Below are 17402 nucleotides of genomic sequence, written 5' to 3'. Positions count from 1 at the left end.
GCCAGCGGGCGCCCATCATGCCGACATGTATGCCAGCCTTCTCGCACGCGCTTCGGCGGCGCTGGGCAAAACCGCCACCTGCGCGGCGCCACTGGCGGGAGGCGATCTTTCCTCAGTCCATCGCCTGCGGCTCGCCGATGGCGGCAGCGCCATCGCCAAACAGGGGCCGATGGTCTCGCTGGAAGCCGAAATGCTCGAGGCGATTGCCGTCAGCGGCGCGCCCGCGCCCGACGTGCTGGCCGTGACCGACGATCTGTTGCTGCTGGTCGAATTGCCGGGCGGTGGCGGGCCGGGCGGCGCCTGGGACAGCCTGACCGCCGCGCTGTCACGGCTGCACGCGGCGCGGGGCCGACGCTATGGCTGGCATGCCGATTACGCCTTTGGCGCGGTTTCGATTCCGAACGGCGACAGCGATGACTGGCCATCCTTTTGGGCCGATCACCGGCTGCGTTGCCACCTGCCGCACCTGTCGGGCGGGCTTGCGCGCCGGATCGAGGCGCTCGCCGATCGCTTACCCGAACTGCTGCCCGCGAACCCGCCGCCATCGCTGCTTCACGGCGATCTGTGGGGCGGCAACGTGCTTGCCGCCGAGGGACGCGTCACCGGCCTGATCGACCCGGCAAGCTATTATGGCGACCGCGAGGTGGACGCGGCGATGCTGACATTGTTCGATCACCCACCGGTCACCTTTTTCGACGCGCTCGAACTGGCGCCGGGCTGGCGCGATCGGCAGCCCATCTATCGGCTCTGGCCGCTGCTGGTGCATCTTCGCCTGTTCGGCGCGAGCTATCTGGGCGCGGTGGAAGGCACGCTGGCCGAAATCGCCTGATCGAAGCGGGCGGCCGGAAGAGAGGATCGTCGAGGATGAAGCGGCCGGGTCGTTGCCCGGCCGCTTCCGGGGGGATCAGGCTGCGGCGGCCAGGCGGGTTGCCTGCGCCGAACGACGACGGAGCGCCGCGCCGGCAAACGCGAAACCGCCGATCATCAGGCCCCAGCTCGCCGGCTCCGGCACGGCGCCGGCCGTGACGGCGGTGATCGTCGCGGTGCCGATGTTGGCGCCGGTCAGATCGGGGGCGCCGAACACGCTGGTGAAGGCGCCCGCCGCTTCCCACGTCAGCAGCAGCGTGCTGTTTGCGCCCAGCGTGAACAGCGGCACGATGCCGAGATCGGTGCCGTTTGCCGAGGCGATGCCCATCACCGTGCCGGCATCGGTATCGATTTCGAAATTGCCGATGCTCAGCATGTCGGTGCCCGAGCTGAAGTTGAGGCCCGAGCCATTGTGCTGGACGAGCAGCGCGCCGGTCGAATCATTCTTGGATCCGCCGGTGATGAGGAAATTGGCGACGATGTTCGAACCGTTCATGGTCGCGCTGGCCGTGCCATAGGTCGCGACCCCGAGGCCGAGCGACTGGAATGTGGATGTGGCGGTCAGTTCAACCGAAGTCCCGCCGCCGATGATCGTCGAAGCCGAAGCGGCAACGGGAGAGAGCGACAGGCCCGCAAACAGAGCCGCCGCGCACAGGGCGCCTTTCTTCATCAGATTCCTCCTGAACATGCAGTACCAGTTCATGCGGCCGAGCCATGCACGAACGCGAAGCTAACCATGCGCCTGTGCGGAGGTTCCAACGGGCGGCCGCGCCAACGCGTCATTTCGCGGCGATCTCCGACGATCCGCGTTAACATGGTTAATATTCGGGATGACTTGAGCTGCGCCGCGCAAGGGTTGCGACACTTCTTCGATCCGGGTTGTTACGGCTTGTTGCTGGCCGAAATTGTCTTCACGCTTGCGCCGTCACGAACCGCCCGGAGGATGGCGTTGAGACCGCACCGCGAACAGCATCTCGTATCCCGGATCGGCTGGCTGCGCGCCGCCGTGCTGGGGGCGAATGACGGCATCGTCTCCACCGCCAGCCTGATCCTGGGCGTCGCCGCCTCGGGCGCCGATCGGCCGGCGCTGCTCGTCGCAGGCGTGGCGGGGCTGGTGGCGGGCGCGATGTCGATGGCGGCGGGCGAATATGTTTCGGTCAGCTCGCAGGCCGATACCGAACGCGCCGACCTCGCCCGCGAGCGGGTGGAGCTGGCGACCGTCCCCGAGGCCGAGCTGCGCGAGCTGGCCGCAATCTACACCGCCCGCGGCGTCGACCCCGCGACCGCCAAGGCCGTCGCCGAGCAGATGATGGCGCACGACGCGCTGGAGGCCCATGCCCGTGACGAGTTGCACATAACCGAGATGACGACCGCGCGGCCGGTCGTCGCCGCGCTCACCTCGGCGGCGACCTTCACCGCGGGCGCGGCGCTGCCGCTGCTGCTCGCCGCGCTGCTGCCGATGCGCTGGATGGCGGCGGGGGAAGCGGCGGGATCGATCCTGTTCCTCGCCCTGCTCGGCGCGCTGGGCGCGATCACCGGCGGGGCCAGGCCGCTCAAGCCGGTGGTGCGGGTGGTGTTCTGGGGCGCGCTGGCGATGGCGCTGACCGCGGGGATCGGGCGGCTTGTCGGGACGAGTGTTTGAGGGGAAGTCTGTTGAACAAATAGATGGGAGTTTACCGTGGACGACAGACTGAAGGAGGCCAGCGGCGAGCTATCTAGACTGGCAAGAATCAAGCCACATGAAACAGATCTAGTGAATGTCTCTCGTTATAAATTACCGGGCAAGATACTGATGTCCCTAGGAGGGCTCATATGGAGATCAGAAGAGTTAGGCGAACAAGCCATACAGGCACTTGATCAACAAAATTTCGTTACGTCCGCCATTTTAACTCGAGCGCTAATGGAGTCATTGGGCGGCATCATCCTAATACAGAATTTAATTGAAAAATCTATTTCTCATGGCTTGTCACCAGATTTTATCAGCAAAATTGACAAACTCCTGCTAGGATCCAAGCAGTGGAGCGAGTTAAATGACCCAATTCACGTCAACAATTTACTAAGAGACACTCAAAAGATAATCCCTGGATTTTTTGACGAACATTATGCTTCGCTAAGTGAGTACTCACACCCGAACTGGCTTGGCACTTACGGATCATACGGAATCATTCACAAAGAAGAAGCAAAAGTGTCTTTTGCACGGGGCGGGCGCTCCGCGAAACGTCACTATGAGATGATTCTAGGAAGATTGGCCGGGTCAATCGGGCTGTGCCTCGGCTACTCCGAGAGAGTATACAGCATGATGCCTGATTTTATCAAAGTGGTAGAAGCATTCTACGAAGGTCAAGATCCGTTCGAGCGCTAGTTACAAGCAGCACTTGAAAGCTCATACTTGAACGAACTCCATTAAGCCCCTCCCCGGAAGGCGAGGGGCTTAGCAGGCCCAGCAGCAGTCCTCCTCAATACCCCTCGGGCGCCAGATCGCTGAACTTGGTGAACTGCCGGTCGAAGCGCATATGCACCGAGCCGGTCGCACCATGGCGCTGCTTGGCGATGATCACCGTCGCCTTGTTCGCCACTTCCAGCTGGCGCGCCTGCCATTCCTCATAGGCCATGCGCTCCTCGGCGGTCTCGGTGCCGTCGGGGATCTTCGTCGGGGCCTTGAAGTCGTGATAATATTCGTCGCGGTACACGAACAGCACGATATCGGCGTCCTGCTCGATCGAGCCGGATTCGCGAAGGTCGGAGAGCTGCGGGCGCTTGTCCTCGCGGCTTTCCACCGCGCGGCTCAGCTGCGAAAGCGCCAGCACCGGCACATGGAGTTCCTTGGCCAGGGTCTTGAGGCCGCGTGAAATCTCCGAGATTTCCTGCACGCGCCCGTCGCCCGAGGCCTTGGCCGAGCCGGTGAGCAGCTGGAGATAGTCGACGATCACCATGCCGATCTTGTGCTGGCGCTTGAGCCGCCGCGCGCGCGTGCGCAGCGCGGCGATGGTGAGGCCGGGCGTGTCGTCGATATAGAGCGGTAGCCGCTCCAGATCGCCCGCGGCGCGCGCGAACTTCTGGAACTCGGCATTGCTCAGCTGGCCGGTACGCAGCTTTTCCGAGACGACCTCGGCCTGCTCGGACAGGATACGCATCGCCAGCTGGTCGGCCGACATTTCGAGGCTGAAGAACGCCACCGGCGCGCCGATCGACTTTTCCTCGGCGATGCCCGCGTCGAGATCGTCCATATAGCGCTTGGCAGCGTTGAACGCGATGTTGGTGGCGAGCGAGGTCTTGCCCATGCCCGGGCGGCCGGCGAGGATCAGCAGGTCCGATCGGTTGAAACCGCCGGTCGAGGCGTTGAGGTCGCTCAGCCCCGTGGTGATGCCCGAGATGCCGCCGCCCGAGTTCATCGCCTTTTCCGCCTGGCGCACGGCGAGCGTGGCGGCGCGGGTGAAGGACTTCACGCCGGCTTCCGAATCGCCCTGCTCGGCGACCTGGTAGAGACGGAGTTCGGCCTGCTCGATCTGCTTGGCGGGGTTGATGTCCTGGCTGGTGTCGAGCGCGCCCTCCACCATGCCGCGGCCTACGTCCACCAGCGCACGGAGCTGGGCGAGGTCGTAAATCTGGTCGGCAAAGGCACGCGCACCGATCAGGCTGGCCGGGTTGCCGGTCAGCTGGGCGAGATAGGCCGGGCCGCCCAGCTCCTTCATCGCGGGATCGTTGGCGAACAGCGGGCGCAGCGTCACCGGGGTGGCGAGGCGGTTGTCGCCGACGAGGTGGGCGATCTGCTCATAGATGCGGCCGTGCAGCGGCTCGAAGAAATGTTCGGGTCGCAGCTTCTGGAGCACGTCTTCCGCGACTCGGTTGTCGATCATCATCGCGCCGAGAAGGGCTGCTTCCGCCTCTACGTTCTGGGGGAGGCTGAGGCCCTCTTGGGGCTCCGGGGCGGGGAAAGGGATCGGCTGTGCCATCCGTCCCTCATCGGCCAATGCGGGGGCAACGGCAACCGGCATGGCTTGTGGAAAACGGGGAATGCTTCCAAAGCTGCGCCCTATGGCCGATCCGCGGATCATCGACGTGACCCTCGACGAGCGCACCATCCTGTGGCGCTCGGCGGATATCGAGCAGGAACGGCGGATCGCGATCTACGATCTGCTCGAGGACAATCACTTCGCCCCGCAGCGCGAACAGGCCGATGGCTATGCCGGGCCGTACAAGCTGCACCTTAGCGTGGAGGAAGGGCGGCTGGCCCTGGCGATTAGCCGCGCGGACGATACACCGCTGGAAACGATCGTGCTCGGCCTCGCCCGCTTCCGCCGGCCGATCCGTGACTATTTCGCGATTTGCGACAGCTATTACCAGGCGATCCGCAACGCCACGCCGGCACAGATCGAGACGGTCGACATGGCGCGGCGGGGCATCCATAATGACAGCGCCGAGCTGTTGCGGTCTGCGCTCGACGGCAAGATCGACATCGATTTCGATACCGCGCGGCGGCTGTTCACGCTGATCTGCGTGCTCCACATCAAGGGATGAGTTTCATGACGACCGAACGCGATGCGCTGATCGCAGCCGCCCGCACTGCCGCGCGCCACGCGCACGCGCCGTACTCGAACTTCGGCGTCGGCGCGGCGGTGCTGCTGACCGACGGAACGGTGGTGACCGGCGCCAATTTCGAGAATGCCAGCTACGGCCTGTCGCTCTGCGCGGAGACGGTGGCGCTGGCGACGGTCTCGGCCCAGGGGCGGCTGCGCGACGTGGCGGAGATCGCGGTGATCGGCGGGCCGATCGGCGCCGACGGCGTTCCCAAGGGCACCGCGCCGGTCAGCCCCTGCGGCCGCTGCCGCCAGGTGATCAACGAAGCGGCGCAGCTCGGCAAGCGCGACCTGCCCGTCCATTGCGGTGCGGCCGAGGGGGATGCGGTGGCGAGCTACCGCCTGTCCGAGCTGCTGCCCCATGCGTTCGGGCCGGGCGATCTGGGGATCAGTTGAGGGGTTGCCGCCGGCACCCCTTCCCGCCGTCATCCCCGCGAAGGCGGGGATCCATTGGCGCTGGATTGGCGGTCCCTGCCCCCGGCGTCCTGGCAAACGGATTCCCGCCTTCGCTGGAATGACGATGGAGGTTTGAATGGCCGAGGTCCCGCCCCCCAAGCTTGACGCCGCGCCCCCTCCCCCGCAGTACCGCGCGCATGTCCATTCTATCCGACCGCTGGATTCGCGAGCAGGCGCTCAACCACGGCATGATCGAGCCCTTTGTCGAGAGCCAGCGGCGCGAGGGCTGCATCAGCTATGGCCTCTCTTCCTATGGCTATGACGCGCGGGTGGCGGACGAGTTCAAGATCTTCACCAATGTCGACAGCGCGGTGGTGGACCCGAAGAATTTCGACGCGAACAGCTTTGTCGACCGCAAGACCGATGTCTGCGTGATCCCGCCGAACAGCTTCGCGCTCGCCCGCACGGTGGAGTATTTCCGGGTGCCGCGCGACGTGCTGGTGATCTGCCTCGGCAAGTCGACCTATGCGCGCTGCGGGATCATCGTGAACGTCACGCCGCTGGAGCCCGAATGGGAAGGTCATGTGACGCTGGAGTTTTCCAACACAACGCCGCTGCCGGCCAAGATCTACGCCAATGAAGGCGCCTGCCAGTTTCTGTTCCTCAAAGGCGAAGCGCCCTGCGAGACGAGCTATGCCGACCGAGCCGGCAAATATATGGGCCAGCGCGGGGTAACGCTTCCGCGCTTGTGACACGCCGTTCCCGCGCTCGGATCAGCCCTGCTCGAACAATGTCACGCTGATCCGGCCAGCCGAATAGTCGTACACGCGTAGCGAGACTGAGCCTGCGCGCGCCGATCCCGCAAGGACGAGCATCGACGATGCACCGTCCGGCGTGCCGGTTTGGGTCGCCCATAGTGGCGCATTATCCCGGCCATAGAGTACCAAATTGCCGTCATTCTGCATCGCCAGCCAAACGGGCGTCTGATCTGCCGACGGGACGATCGGCGGCTTCCACAACAAATTACCGGCAGCGTCGGTCAGCATCGGACCGGCAGACGGATCGTTCCGCAGCACAGCACTGCCATCCTGTGTCGTGAGGGACTGGCCGCCCAGCAGCGTAGCGTTGCGCCGACTGTCGAGCCGGCTGGTTTCAATCATTTCACCGATCAGTGAAAGGCCCATCAGCCGCCGTACGTCGTCAGCGCTCCAGCCGTGATGCGCCGCGGCAGCGAGCAGCACGGTTAGCTTGGCCAGCGCCGCCATCGGCGTCATGTCCGCCGGGCTCAATGCCCCCACTTCGGGCAACCAGGCACCGGCCGCATAGGCGCTGTTGTCGACCACCGCCTGGAGCACCTGCGTGTTATCGACGATCACCACGCCCTTGCGGTTGGCCGCATCAAGCGCCTGATAGATCGCCCCTTGCGACGGCGTGTCGGGGTCGCCCGAGGGGAAATTTCCCTCGCCATAGGAACCGAGGATCAGCCCAGCGGCCCCCTGCGCGACGCAGGCCGCGATGATATCGGCCAGAAACGCCTTGCCGTCCGCCTTACCCGTTCCCCGCCTGTACCATGCCGGGAAGGCGTTCAGTTGCATCACCGGGACCTGATCGATCGTCTCGCGGATCGCATCGAGTTGTGCCCGTGCCCGCGCGAGCGCATCGGGATCGTCGAGGCTGACCGAGGCAGAAACGGGGGGCGGCATCAGCAGCGTCGGATTGAGGGCGAACTCGATCCCGAACGTGCCGAGCGGCGGGTAATTGGGCGAAGAGAAGGCGTTGAACTGGTTTGCATTGGTTTTCACGACCCTCGCGCCGCGAAACAGGTTGCCATCGAAATAGACGCAGACTTCGGGCACGCCGCTCTGCGCGGCCGCGACCGCGCCGCAAAAATTCTGATAGGCATCGGTGTTGTAATTGAGCGTGACCGCTCCCCCCTCCGCGCTCCGACGAAACATCGGCACCTGCGATCCCGTGAGAACGACCGGCTTGCTGAGCGTCGCAAGCGGCACCCCCACAGCGGAGAAACTCGACAGCAGGAACGGCAGGGCGCCACCCGTGAAATCCATGCTGTCGGTGCCGTGCAGGACGATCCATCCGTCGTAGGCGGCATAATGATCGAGGATATACCCCGCCATCAGGCACCAGTCGCTCGGCTGCAGATTCGTGCTGTCCAGCGTCCCCGTCGATGACTCCGGAAATCTCAAATCGGTGACATAGCTCAAAGTCAGATCGGGAAACTGGGCTGCAAAGATCGGATCGAAAATCGAGCCACAGGCCTCGGCAAACTCGGCAGCCGACATCGGTGCCAATGGATCGCCCACGCAACTGATCGTGCCCCCGGTATTGATGACTGCGATCTTCATTGCGCCTTTCTCCCTGAACTCACGTGACGCTTCGCGCGCATGGGGCTGCTATAGTCATGATCCCCGGCGTCGCCCATGCAATTTGATGCAGTCGTACCGAGCGTGCTTGCCGTCCGAGGCTCACCGACCTAACACCACCTCATAGTACCAGTTTAATACCGGAGGATGGATATGACGCGACGTTCGGGCACTCTCGGCGCCCTTGCCGCCTTTGCGACGGCGCTGGCCGGCCTTGCCCCCATCGCCGCGTCGGCGCAGTCCGCAACCTTGCCGGCGATCTTTCCCACGCCGGTCTCGATGACGCTGGGCATCGGCAGCTTTTCGCTCGGCACCTCGGTTGTTCTGGTCGCGGCACCCGGCACCGATCCCGAAACGGTGTCGCTGGTCGGCACCATCCTGCGCGGCGCCGGCGTCACCGACATCGTCAGCGCTCGCAAGCTTCCGAGCGTGCTCGATCGCCCGCACATCGTGATCGGCGGGGACGATATGGCGATCGTCCGCGCGGCGCTCGCCCGCGCCGGCGCCAAGGCCGACGATCAGGCGGAGGGCTATACGATCGCGATCTCGCCGGCGAACGGCACCGGCCTGATCACGCTGGCTGGCCACGATGGCGACGGCCTGTTCCACGCCGCGCAGAGCCTTCGCCAGTTGGTGACACGCAAGTCGCTGCCGGCGCTGGTGATCCGCGACCATCCGGCGATGCCGATCCGCGGCACGATCGAGGGCTTTTACGGCAAGCCCTGGTCGATGCAGGACCGCACCAGGCACATCGAGTTCCTGGCCACGGTAAAGGCCAACACCTATATCTACAGCCCCAAGGACGATCCCTATGCCCGTGATCGCTGGCGCGAGGATTATCCGGCGGCGACGCTGTCCGCGCTCGGCACGCTGGTCGGCACCGCCCGACGCAACCATGTGAACTTCGTTTATGCGATCTCGCCCGGACCGACGGTGTGCTTCTCCGATCCGGCCGACCTCCGGGCGCTCGAGCGCAAGTTCGATGCGCTGCGCGCGATCGGCGTCCACCGCTTCTACGTTGCGCTCGACGACATCGAATATACCAAGTGGAACTGCGACAAGGACAAGGCGACCTTCGGCCCGTCAGGCGCGGAAGCGGCCGGCATTGCCCAGGCGCATCTGCTAAACGCCGTCCAGGCCAGCCTCGTCGCCAACGATCCCGCATCGATGCCGCTGATCATGGTGCCGACCGAATATTATGATGCGAAGGAAACGCCGTACAAGGCGGCTCTCCGCAAGCACCTCGATCCCCGCGTCGTCGTGCAGTGGACCGGCACCGACGTCGTGCCGCCCGCCATTTCGATCCCCGATGCACGCGCCGCGACCAAGGCGTTCGGCCGCAAGACGCTGTTGTGGGACAATTATCCCGTCAACGACTATGGCCAGTCGACCGGCCGGTTGCTGCTCGCTCCCTATGACCGGCGCGAAGCCGGGCTGTCGGCGGAGCTCACCGGCATCCTGTCGAACCCGATGAACCAGGAAGTCCCCAGCCGGGTGGCGGTGACCGGCGTCGCCGCCTTTGCGTGGAACGACAAGGCCTATGACGCGCAGCGCACCTGGCGCTTTGCCGCCGAAGCGCTGGCCGGTGGCGACGCAGCCGCGACCGAGGCGCTGCTGACCTTTTTCGATACCCAGCATCTCGCGCCCACCTTCGGCAGCCAGCCCTGGCAGGAGCAGGCGCCCCGCCTGAAGGCCACGCTCGATCATGTCCGCGATGCGCTTGCCAGCGGTGATGCGCAGGCGAGGGAGTCGGCGCTCGCCGAGTTGGCGCATACCGCCGATCGCCTCGCCGGCGCGGCGGACATCATTCGCGCCGGCACCGTCGATCCCGGCTTTGCTGAGCAGGCGCGGCCTTGGCTTGACGCGCTCCAGCGCTGGGGCCGCGCGCTCCAGTTGACCGCGTCAGGCCTGAGCGCCGCCAATCAGGGCAGTGAGGCGGCGCGGCGCTACTTCGCCGATGCCGCCCGGCTGGCGGCCGAGGCGGCGGCGATTCAAAGCATCTCCGGCGCCACCCGCTTCGACGGGCCGATCAAGATCGCCGACGGTGTGCTCGATCGCTTCATCGCCGATGCTCCCGGCCTGATCGCGACGGTACCGGCCCCGGCCGCCGAGGCCCGCTGATCCCGACGCCCGCACCGCCGCCGCCAATTGCCAAGGCTGGCGGCGGCGCGTATGCGCGTTGCTGCGACAGGTTCCCCGGAGACGGGGATTAAAACGGGAACGGGAAAACCCCGGCTGCCCCTGCAACTGTAAGCGGCGAGCCATCGGCCAGATGCCATTGGGGTTGATAACCCTGAGAAGGCGGCCGGACCGGCGCTGACCCGCGAGCCAGGAGACCTGCCCGTCGCGGTCGTCCTTCGTTCGGCCAGGGTGCGCCGAGCGGACGGGTTCAACCCGAGCGACGACGTGCCGGCCTGCGGATCGCGGGGCGGCCGCGTGCGTCCGCCGGACCATCGCGAGCCTGCCCCCGCGCGACGCGGCCATGTCGAGAAGGGTCGCGTATGGTTGGTTGTCGCTTGGTTCTACCCGTTCCTGAAGCCGTTTCACGCTCGGCGCTCTGCTGTGGCGCGAGTGGACCGGCATGCTGAAGCGCGTTGCCGATGGCACAGCCATCGTCGCCTGCAACACGTGTCGCCATTCGGCGAACGCCCGCGATTCGGATGAAGGCGTGCGCGGCGGGGCCGGCTTGATCCTGGCGATGCGCGCCGTGCAGCAGCGCGATCCGCGTTATGCCGGCGTCGCCGTCGAGGAGATGCCCTGCCTGTTCGCGTGCCAGGAGTTCTGCACGGTTCATCTGCGCGCGCCGGGCAAGATCGGCTATGTCATGGGGCGCTTCGAACCCGACGAGGACGCCGCCCGCGCGATCCTCGACTATGCGGTCGAATATGCCGCCAGCGAACATGGCCAAGTCGCCTATTCGAAATGGCCGGAGGGCGTGAAGGGCCACTTCATCGCCCGCGTTCCGCCAGCCGGATATCTGGGCCAATGACCGCCTTTGCTTCGCCGACCGCGTTCCGCACCGCGCTCGCGACGCTGCCGCATCCCGATGCCGTAGCGGTGGCCGCGGCCGGCGCGCGCCAGGACGAGCTCACCAAGCCCGCCGGATCGCTGGGACGACTCGAGGATCTGGCCGTCTTCATGGCGGCATGGCAGGGCACGGCACGGCCGCGGATCGAACGTGCGTGCGCGGCGATCTTCGCAGGCAATCACGGCATAACGGTCCACGGCGTCAGCGCCTTCCCGGCGAGCGTTACGGCGCAGATGGTCGCGAATTTTCAGGCCGGCGGCGCCGCGATCAACGCGCTTTGTGCAGCCGCCGGGCTGGAACTCTCCGTGACCCCGCTCGATCTCGAACGTCCCACTGCCGACTTCACGATCGGCCCGGCAATGGACGAGGACGAATGCCTCGCTGCCCTCAACGCCGGTGCCGCGGCCGTGAGCGACGGGCTCGACCTTCTGGTCGTCGGTGAAATGGGCATCGGCAACTCGACGGCAGCGGCGGCGATTGCCGCACGCAGTTTCGGCGGCACCGCTGCCGATTGGGTCGGACCGGGGACCGGCATCGACAGCGCTGGCCTGGCGCGCAAGATCGATGTGGTCGACCGGGCGTTGCGCCATCATGCCGATGCCAGCCGCGATGCGTTCGAAACGCTGCGGCGCGTCGGCGGGCGGGAGATCGCTGCGATCGCTGGCGCCGTGCTGTCGGCGCGATTGGCGCGGGTGCCGGTGGTACTCGATGGCTTCATCAGCAGTGCTGCGGCCGCGCCGCTGGCGGCCGACAATCCAGCGATCACCGCGCACTGCCTGGCCGGGCATTGTTCGGCCGAACCGGGGCATGCGCGGATGCTGGGCCAGCTCGGGCTCGTCCCGCTGCTTTCGCTCGACATGCGGCTGGGCGAAGGCAGCGGCGCGGCGGTGGCGACCGGGATCATCCGCGCCGCGCTCGCCGCCCATGACGGCATGGCGACCTTTGCCGAGGCGCAGGTAACATCGTTGCTATGACGCCGTTTACGCTCCACCTGCTCCGCCACGGCGCCCCGGCGGCGCCGGGTCTGCTGATGGGCAGCACCGATGGCGAACCCACCGCACAAGGCATTTCCGATTGCCTCGCCAAGACTTTCGACTTGTCGGTCACGCGGCTCGTCACCTCGGACCTGCAGCGCACCAGCCTTGCCGCGCAGGCGATCGGCGCGGCGATCGATCTCTCGCCGGTGACCGACGCGCGGTGGCGCGAGCTCGATTTCGGCAAATGGGACGGCCTGGCGCCGGACGAGGTGGATCCGCCGGCGCTTGCCCGCTTCTGGAGCGACCCGGAAAGGCATGCGCCCCCGGGTGGCGAGCGCTGGTCGATGCTCGTCGCGCGCATCGCCAAGGCAATCGCCGATCTCGCGCCCCAACCGACGATCGTGGTGACGCATGGCGGCGCGATCCGTGCGGCGCTGCATGTCCTTTGCGGCTTCGATCAGCCGCAATCCTGGGCATTCGACCTGCCCTATGCGGCGCTGGTTTCGCTGCGGGTGTGGCCGGGCGATCAGCCCGTGGCGCAGATCACCCGATTGCTGCCATGACCGGGCTGATCGTCGCGATCCAGTTCCTCACCCGCCTGCCAATGCCGCGCTTTGCCGTCAGCGACGATGCGTTTGCCGCATCGATGCGCTGGTTTCCGGCGGTGGGGCTGATCATCGGCGCGATCGTAGCGGCCGCGACCATAGCCGGCGCGGCGATCGATCCGTGGACGGGAGCGTTGCTGGGTCTGCTCGCATGGACCGGCATCATCGGCGCGCTGCACCTCGACGGGCTAGGCGACGTCGCGGACGCAGCCGGAGCCGGGCACAAGGACCCGGCGACGCGCCGCGCGGTGCTCGCCGATCCGCATATCGGCAGCTTCGGGGTTGTCGCGATCGGGCTGCAACTCGCCGCCAAGCTGGTGCTGTTGCACGGCCTGATCGAAACCCAAGCCTATCTCGCAATTCTGCTCGTGCCCTTCGCGGCCCGTATGGGGCCGCTCGTCTGGACACGCTGGCTGCCCAGCCTCCATGCCGGCCTCGGCGCGCGGTTCCGGGATGCGGTCCGGCCGGTCGATCTGGCTATCTGGGGCGTGCTGCTGATCGCCGCGGTTCCGCTCGCGCCTGGTCTCGCGGCGGCGGCGCTGCTGATCGCGGCGTGGGGGCTGTGGCTTCGATCGCGGCTCGGCGGCATCTCGGGTGACGGGCACGGGGCGGGGATCGAACTCGTCGAATCCGGGCTGTTGTTCGCGACGCTGCTCGCGACCCGGCTAACATGATCGAGCCCTGGACCTGGCATGGCGGCGCGATCGATGCGGCGCGCCGCGCCTTTCCCGATGCACCCGACGCATGGATCGACCTGTCGACCGGGATCAACCCGCTACCCTGGCCCGGCGCAGCAAGCGTCGCGATCGACTGGCAGACGCTGCCCGGCCAGGCGGCGCTCGCCGAACTGGAGGCCGCCGCCGCGGCGCATTTCGGCATTGATCCGCGCCATGTCTGCGCCGTGCCGGGCACCGAGCTGGCCCTTCGGGCGGTGGGGCGCACGATCGGGGGATCCGCCCATTATGTCGCCCCCGCCTATCGTACGCATGGCGCGATGATCGACGGCGCGCGGCCGATCGCCGCAGACGATGCCGCCGCCTGCCCCGACACGCTGATCCTCGCCAACCCCAACAATCCAGACGGCCGCCGCCAATCGCGGCAGGCAATGGCGGCGCTCCTCGATCGGCGGCCGGCGGACAGCTGGTTGCTGGTCGACGAAGCCTTTGCCGATGCCGACCGGGCGATCAGTCTGGCCGATGCGATCGGCGATGGGCGCCGACTGGTGGTCTTTCGCTCGTTCGGCAAGTTCTTTGGCCTGGCGGGCGTTCGGCTTGGCTTCGTGCTCGGCCCTCAGGGCCTGCTAAACGAGCTGCGCGCGGCATTCGGCGCCTGGCCGGTCTCTGCCGCCGCGATCGCGATCGGCACCGCCGCCTATCGTGACCGCGCCTGGATCGAGGCGACGTGCGACACGCTGCCGCACCGTACCGCCGCCCTTGACGCGCTGCTCACGCGCGCCGGCCTGCGCCCGATCGGCGAATGCCCGTTGTTCCGACTGGTCGAGACCGACCACGCCGCCGCGATCTTCAAGCGGCTGGCGGCGAATGCGATCCTTTGCCGCCCCTTTGCCGATCAGCCGCGCTGGCTGCGCTTCGGGCTGCTAAAGGATGCGGCGGCACTCGCCCGCCTCGAACGGGCGCTGGCGAATGGCTGAGCCGGTCGCGCTGGCGGCGTTGGCGCTCGATGCGGCGATCGGCTGGCCGGGCGCGCTCTATCGCCGCATCGGCCACCCGGTCGGCATCTTCGCGCGGCTGATCGGCGCCTGCGAGGCGCGCTGGAACCGGCCGACCCATTCGCCGCCGGTACGGCGCGCGCTCGGGGTCATCACCGTCCTGCTGCTCGTCGTCGGCACCGGCGCGGCAGGATGGGCGATCGAGAGGATACTGGACGCCGCGCTCGGCGTCTGGTCATGGCCGGTGATCGCCGTGCTCGCCTGGCCCGCGCTCGCCCAGCGCAGCCTTCACGCCCATGTCGCCGCCGTCGCCGCGCCGCTCGCCGGCGGCGACCTCGCCGCTGCCCGCACGGCGGTCGGCAATATCGTCGGCCGGGACACCGGTTCGCTCGATGAAGCGGGCGTGGCGCGCGCCGCGATCGAAAGCCTTTCCGAAAGCTTCTGCGACGGCGTGGTCGCGCCGCTGTTTTGGCTGCTGCTGCTCGGCCTGCCCGGCGTGTGGATCTGCAAAGCCATCAACACCGCCGACAGCCTGATCGGCCATCGCGAACCGCGCTGGCGCGACTTCGGCTGGGCTGCAGCTCGGAGCGACGATCTGCTCAACCTCATCCCTGCCCGCCTCTCCGGGCTGCTCGTCTGCATCGCGGGGGCCGGGGGCTGGCGCATCATGTGGCGCGACGCCCGCCGCCATGCCTCGCCCAACGCCGGCTGGCCCGAGGCAGCGATGGCCGGCGCCCTGAAGCTGCGCCTCGCCGGCCCGGCGACCTATGACGGCGTGGCACATCTCAAGCCGTGGATCGGCGACAGCCGCCAGCGGGCAACAGCCGACGACATCATCCGCGCGCTCCGCCTCTATAATCGTGCATGCCTGCTGCTCTGGATCGTCGCGGGGAGCGTCGCATGGCTTGCTTGATGCTCCAGGGAACTGGTTCGGACGTCGGCAAGTCGGTGTTAGTTGCCGGCCTGTGCAGGGCCTTCGCCAATCGCGGCCTCTCCGTGCGGCCGTTCAAGCCGCAGAACATGTCGAACAATGCCGCCGTTACCTGCGACGGCGGCGAAATCGGCCGAGCTCAGGCGCTTCAGGCGCTCGCCTGCCGCGTGGCGCCGCATACCGACATGAACCCCGTGCTGCTCAAGCCGCAGGCCGATTGCACCGCCCAGCTGATCGTCGGCGGACGGGTTCGCGGCACGCTCGGCGCGGGCAATTTCCGCGAAGGGCGTGCGCCGCTGCTCGACACGGTGATTGCCAGCTACCGCCGGCTGCGCGCGCAATGCGACCTAGTCGTCGTCGAGGGCGCCGGCTCGCCTGCCGAGATCAACCTGCGCGCCGGAGACATCGCCAATATGGGATTCGCCCGCGCCGCCGGTGTGCCGGTGATCCTGATCGGTGACATCGATCGTGGCGGAGTGATCGCGTCGATCGTCGGCACGCGCGCGGTGATCGATCCCGCCGACGCGGCGATGGTCCGCGGCTTCCTGATCAACAAGTTCCGCGGCGATCTGGCTCTGTTCGATGACGGCTATCGCGCAATCGAGCAGCGTTCTGGCTGGCGCGGCTTCGGCGTAGTGCCTTGGTTGCCCGCCGCGTCGCGGCTGCCCAGCGAGGACGCCGTCGTGCTCGAGCGGCACAGCGAGCGCGAATCGCCACGAGCGCTGATCGCCTGCCCGATCCTGCCGCGCATCGCCAATTTCGACGATCTCGATCCGCTCAAGCTCGAACGGGGCGTCGAGCTGGTTATGGTCCCACCCGGCCGCCCGATCCCCGCTGCGGCGGCGCTGATCGTCCTGCCGGGCTCGAAGGCGACCATCGCCGATCTCGCGGCGATCCGCGAACAGGGCTGGGACATCGACATCCGCGCCCATCACCGGCGCGGCGGGCTGATCCTGGGGATTTGCGGCGGCTATCAGATGCTCGGCCGCCGGATCGCCGATCCGGACGGGATCGAGGGGCCATCCGGCGAGGTCGACGGGCTCGGGCTGCTCGACGTCACCACCCGGCTCGCGCCGTCGAAGAACTTGCGTGCCGTGACAGGCACCGCCCTCGGCGCGCCGGTTACCGGCTATGAGATGCACATGGGGCTGACCACGGGCGCCGACACCGCCCGGCCCTTCGCCCACCTCGCCGACGGCGCCGGCGACGGTGCGGTTGACGCCGATGGCAGCGTGATCGGCACCTATCTCCACGACTTTCTCGGCACGCCCGGGATTCGGCGCGCGCTGCTCGACCGCATCGGTATTGCATCGGCGGGCGGCGATCATGCCGCCGCCGTCGACGCCGCGCTCGAGGACATCGCAGCGGCGATGGAGCGCCATCTCGATCTCGATGCGATGCTCACAATTGCTCGCGAAGCGGAGGCGCACCCATGACTGCACCGCACGTCCTGTTCGTCCTCGGCGGCGCCCGTTCGGGCAAGAGTCGCTATGCGCAAGAGCGCGCCGAATCGCTCGACGGCCGCCGCGTCTTCATCGCCACTGCCGAAGCCTGGGACGACGAGATGCGCGCGCGAATCGCCCGCCACCGCGCCGATCGCGACCAGCGCTGGTCGACAGTCGAGGCACCCCGCACGCTCGCAGACGCGATCGAGGCGCAATCGGGCGCGGCCGATATCGTGCTGGTCGACTGCCTGACGCTGTGGCTGAGCAACATCCTGCTCGCCGACGAAGACGTGGAGGCGGCCGGCGGCCGGCTCTGCGAAGCGATCGGGCGCTTCGACAGACAGTTGATCCTGGTATCGAACGAAGTCGGCCAGGGCATCGTCCCCGACAACGCCCTCGCCCGCCGCTTCAGCGATGCCGCCGGCCGGCTTCACCAACAGGTGGCGCAGGCGGCACACGAAGTCCAACTGATCGCCGCCGGCCTGCCGCTCCGCCTCAAATAGGCGAGCCTCGCCAAGCGGCGTTT

Annotated in this window: 18 protein-coding genes and 1 riboswitch; of the genes, 15 read left to right on the top strand and 3 right to left on the bottom strand. The window is 67.1% G+C overall.

Annotated features, from left to right (window positions below; genetic code table 11):
* The first annotated feature begins 25 nt into the window (after positions 1 to 25).
* Positions 26 to 829 carry a fructosamine kinase family protein gene (locus tag ACX40Y_RS12525; protein WP_459119901.1) on the top strand — a complete coding sequence of 268 codons (804 nt, stop codon included), beginning with the start codon at positions 26 to 28 and terminating at the stop codon, positions 827 to 829.
* 75 nt (positions 830 to 904) lie between these two features.
* Here the strand turns inward: ACX40Y_RS12525 and ACX40Y_RS12520 are convergent, their stop codons facing one another.
* On the bottom strand, positions 905 to 1537 hold the full coding sequence (locus ACX40Y_RS12520) for a PEPxxWA-CTERM sorting domain-containing protein (protein ID WP_459119900.1): 633 nt from the start codon (positions 1535 to 1537) through the stop codon (positions 905 to 907).
* A 273-nt stretch (positions 1538 to 1810) separates the two neighbouring features.
* Here ACX40Y_RS12520 and ACX40Y_RS12515 point away from each other — a divergent pair, with 273 nt between their 5' ends.
* Complete coding sequence (locus ACX40Y_RS12515; protein ID WP_459119899.1) at positions 1811 to 2509, top strand: VIT1/CCC1 transporter family protein; 699 nt, start codon at positions 1811 to 1813, stop codon at positions 2507 to 2509.
* Positions 2510 to 2545: 36 nt separating this feature from the next.
* A complete protein-coding gene (locus ACX40Y_RS12510) occupies positions 2546 to 3229 on the top strand; it encodes a hypothetical protein (protein ID WP_459119898.1) in 684 nt (227 codons plus the stop codon).
* A 94-nt stretch (positions 3230 to 3323) separates the two neighbouring features.
* Here ACX40Y_RS12510 and ACX40Y_RS12505 read toward each other — a convergent pair whose 3' ends face one another.
* Complete coding sequence (locus ACX40Y_RS12505) at positions 3324 to 4820, bottom strand: replicative DNA helicase (protein ID WP_459119897.1); 1497 nt, start codon at positions 4818 to 4820, stop codon at positions 3324 to 3326.
* 82 nt (positions 4821 to 4902) lie between these two features.
* On the opposite strand from ACX40Y_RS12505, the gene ACX40Y_RS12500 reads away from it, so the two are divergent.
* The 3 genes from ACX40Y_RS12500 (at position 4903) to dcd (ending at position 6592) form a co-directional block, all read left to right on the top strand.
* Positions 4903 to 5385: a UPF0262 family protein gene (locus ACX40Y_RS12500; RefSeq protein ID WP_459119896.1), complete on the top strand. Its 483-nt coding sequence runs from the start codon at positions 4903 to 4905 to the stop codon at positions 5383 to 5385.
* Between the two features lie 5 nt (positions 5386 to 5390).
* Positions 5391 to 5840 carry a cytidine deaminase gene (locus tag ACX40Y_RS12495; RefSeq protein ID WP_459119895.1) on the top strand — a complete coding sequence of 150 codons (450 nt, stop codon included), beginning with the start codon at positions 5391 to 5393 and terminating at the stop codon, positions 5838 to 5840.
* Positions 5841 to 6037: 197 nt separating this feature from the next.
* Positions 6038 to 6592, top strand: coding sequence for a dCTP deaminase (gene dcd / locus ACX40Y_RS12490; RefSeq protein WP_459119894.1), 555 nt, complete (start codon positions 6038 to 6040; stop codon positions 6590 to 6592).
* 21 nt (positions 6593 to 6613) lie between these two features.
* Here dcd and ACX40Y_RS12485 read toward each other — a convergent pair whose 3' ends face one another.
* Entirely contained in the window at positions 6614 to 8203 is a 1590-nt protein-coding gene (locus ACX40Y_RS12485) for an asparaginase domain-containing protein (protein WP_459119893.1), read from the bottom strand.
* A gap of 171 nt (positions 8204 to 8374) precedes the next feature.
* On the opposite strand from ACX40Y_RS12485, the gene ACX40Y_RS12480 reads away from it, so the two are divergent.
* The 9 genes from ACX40Y_RS12480 to cobU all read left to right on the top strand — a co-directional run bounded on the left by ACX40Y_RS12480 (position 8375) and on the right by cobU (position 17379).
* Positions 8375 to 10342: a beta-N-acetylhexosaminidase family protein gene (locus tag ACX40Y_RS12480; RefSeq protein WP_459119892.1), complete on the top strand. Its 1968-nt coding sequence runs from the start codon at positions 8375 to 8377 to the stop codon at positions 10340 to 10342.
* A 51-nt stretch (positions 10343 to 10393) separates the two neighbouring features.
* Positions 10394 to 10580, top strand: a riboswitch (cobalamin riboswitch).
* A 222-nt stretch (positions 10581 to 10802) separates the two neighbouring features.
* The gene (locus tag ACX40Y_RS12475; RefSeq protein ID WP_459119891.1) at positions 10803 to 11210 is read left to right on the top strand and encodes a DUF1636 domain-containing protein; all 408 of its coding nucleotides are present in this window, start codon (positions 10803 to 10805) and stop codon (positions 11208 to 11210) included.
* On the top strand, positions 11207 to 12223 hold the full coding sequence (gene cobT, locus ACX40Y_RS12470; RefSeq protein ID WP_459119890.1) for a nicotinate-nucleotide--dimethylbenzimidazole phosphoribosyltransferase: 1017 nt from the start codon (positions 11207 to 11209) through the stop codon (positions 12221 to 12223). Before ACX40Y_RS12475 ends, cobT begins: the two co-directional genes overlap by 4 nt.
* Entirely contained in the window at positions 12220 to 12789 is a 570-nt protein-coding gene (locus ACX40Y_RS12465; protein WP_459119889.1) for a histidine phosphatase family protein, read from the top strand. Before cobT ends, ACX40Y_RS12465 begins: the two co-directional genes overlap by 4 nt.
* Positions 12786 to 13505 (top strand): adenosylcobinamide-GDP ribazoletransferase, encoded by a 720-nt coding sequence (locus ACX40Y_RS12460; protein WP_459119888.1) that lies wholly within the window; start codon positions 12786 to 12788, stop codon positions 13503 to 13505. Before ACX40Y_RS12465 ends, ACX40Y_RS12460 begins: the two co-directional genes overlap by 4 nt.
* Entirely contained in the window at positions 13502 to 14482 is a 981-nt protein-coding gene (locus ACX40Y_RS12455; protein ID WP_459119887.1) for an aminotransferase class I/II-fold pyridoxal phosphate-dependent enzyme, read from the top strand. The genes ACX40Y_RS12460 and ACX40Y_RS12455 overlap by 4 nt, the downstream gene beginning before the upstream one ends.
* The gene (cbiB, locus tag ACX40Y_RS12450; protein ID WP_459119886.1) at positions 14475 to 15413 is read left to right on the top strand and encodes an adenosylcobinamide-phosphate synthase CbiB; all 939 of its coding nucleotides are present in this window, start codon (positions 14475 to 14477) and stop codon (positions 15411 to 15413) included. Before ACX40Y_RS12455 ends, cbiB begins: the two co-directional genes overlap by 8 nt.
* Positions 15401 to 16867 carry a cobyric acid synthase gene (locus tag ACX40Y_RS12445; RefSeq protein ID WP_459119885.1) on the top strand — a complete coding sequence of 489 codons (1467 nt, stop codon included), beginning with the start codon at positions 15401 to 15403 and terminating at the stop codon, positions 16865 to 16867. Before cbiB ends, ACX40Y_RS12445 begins: the two co-directional genes overlap by 13 nt.
* Positions 16864 to 17379 carry a bifunctional adenosylcobinamide kinase/adenosylcobinamide-phosphate guanylyltransferase gene (gene cobU, locus ACX40Y_RS12440; RefSeq protein WP_459119884.1) on the top strand — a complete coding sequence of 172 codons (516 nt, stop codon included), beginning with the start codon at positions 16864 to 16866 and terminating at the stop codon, positions 17377 to 17379. The genes ACX40Y_RS12445 and cobU overlap by 4 nt, the downstream gene beginning before the upstream one ends.
* The last annotated feature ends 23 nt before the right edge of the window (positions 17380 to 17402 follow it).

The organism is Sphingomonas sp. RS6 (genome assembly GCF_054489705.1).
Note: the sequence above shows the minus strand (reverse complement) of the source record. Positions and strands in the feature narration are given on the sequence as shown.

Bases quoted from the DNA above. Each gene is read 5' to 3' on its own strand.
- ACX40Y_RS12525 (WP_459119901.1), top strand. From the start codon at position 26: ATGTATGCCAGCCTTCTCGCACGCGCTTCGGCGGCGCTGGGCAAAACC.
- ACX40Y_RS12520 (WP_459119900.1), bottom strand. From the start codon at position 1,537: ATGAAGAAAGGCGCCCTGTGCGCGGCGGCTCTGTTTGCGGGCCTGTCG.
- ACX40Y_RS12515 (WP_459119899.1), top strand. From the start codon at position 1,811: ATGGCGTTGAGACCGCACCGCGAACAGCATCTCGTATCCCGGATCGGC.
- ACX40Y_RS12505 (WP_459119897.1), bottom strand. From the start codon at position 4,820: ATGGCACAGCCGATCCCTTTCCCCGCCCCGGAGCCCCAAGAGGGCCTC.
- ACX40Y_RS12500 (WP_459119896.1), top strand. From the start codon at position 4,903: ATGGCCGATCCGCGGATCATCGACGTGACCCTCGACGAGCGCACCATC.
- ACX40Y_RS12495 (WP_459119895.1), top strand. From the start codon at position 5,391: ATGACGACCGAACGCGATGCGCTGATCGCAGCCGCCCGCACTGCCGCG.
- dcd (WP_459119894.1), top strand. From the start codon at position 6,038: ATGTCCATTCTATCCGACCGCTGGATTCGCGAGCAGGCGCTCAACCAC.
- ACX40Y_RS12485 (WP_459119893.1), bottom strand. From the start codon at position 8,203: ATGAAGATCGCAGTCATCAATACCGGGGGCACGATCAGTTGCGTGGGC.
- ACX40Y_RS12480 (WP_459119892.1), top strand. From the start codon at position 8,375: ATGACGCGACGTTCGGGCACTCTCGGCGCCCTTGCCGCCTTTGCGACG.
- ACX40Y_RS12475 (WP_459119891.1), top strand. From the start codon at position 10,803: ATGCTGAAGCGCGTTGCCGATGGCACAGCCATCGTCGCCTGCAACACG.
- cobT (WP_459119890.1), top strand. From the start codon at position 11,207: ATGACCGCCTTTGCTTCGCCGACCGCGTTCCGCACCGCGCTCGCGACG.
- ACX40Y_RS12465 (WP_459119889.1), top strand. From the start codon at position 12,220: ATGACGCCGTTTACGCTCCACCTGCTCCGCCACGGCGCCCCGGCGGCG.
- ACX40Y_RS12460 (WP_459119888.1), top strand. From the start codon at position 12,786: ATGACCGGGCTGATCGTCGCGATCCAGTTCCTCACCCGCCTGCCAATG.
- ACX40Y_RS12455 (WP_459119887.1), top strand. From the start codon at position 13,502: ATGATCGAGCCCTGGACCTGGCATGGCGGCGCGATCGATGCGGCGCGC.
- cbiB (WP_459119886.1), top strand. From the start codon at position 14,475: ATGGCTGAGCCGGTCGCGCTGGCGGCGTTGGCGCTCGATGCGGCGATC.
- ACX40Y_RS12445 (WP_459119885.1), top strand. From the start codon at position 15,401: ATGGCTTGCTTGATGCTCCAGGGAACTGGTTCGGACGTCGGCAAGTCG.
- cobU (WP_459119884.1), top strand. From the start codon at position 16,864: ATGACTGCACCGCACGTCCTGTTCGTCCTCGGCGGCGCCCGTTCGGGC.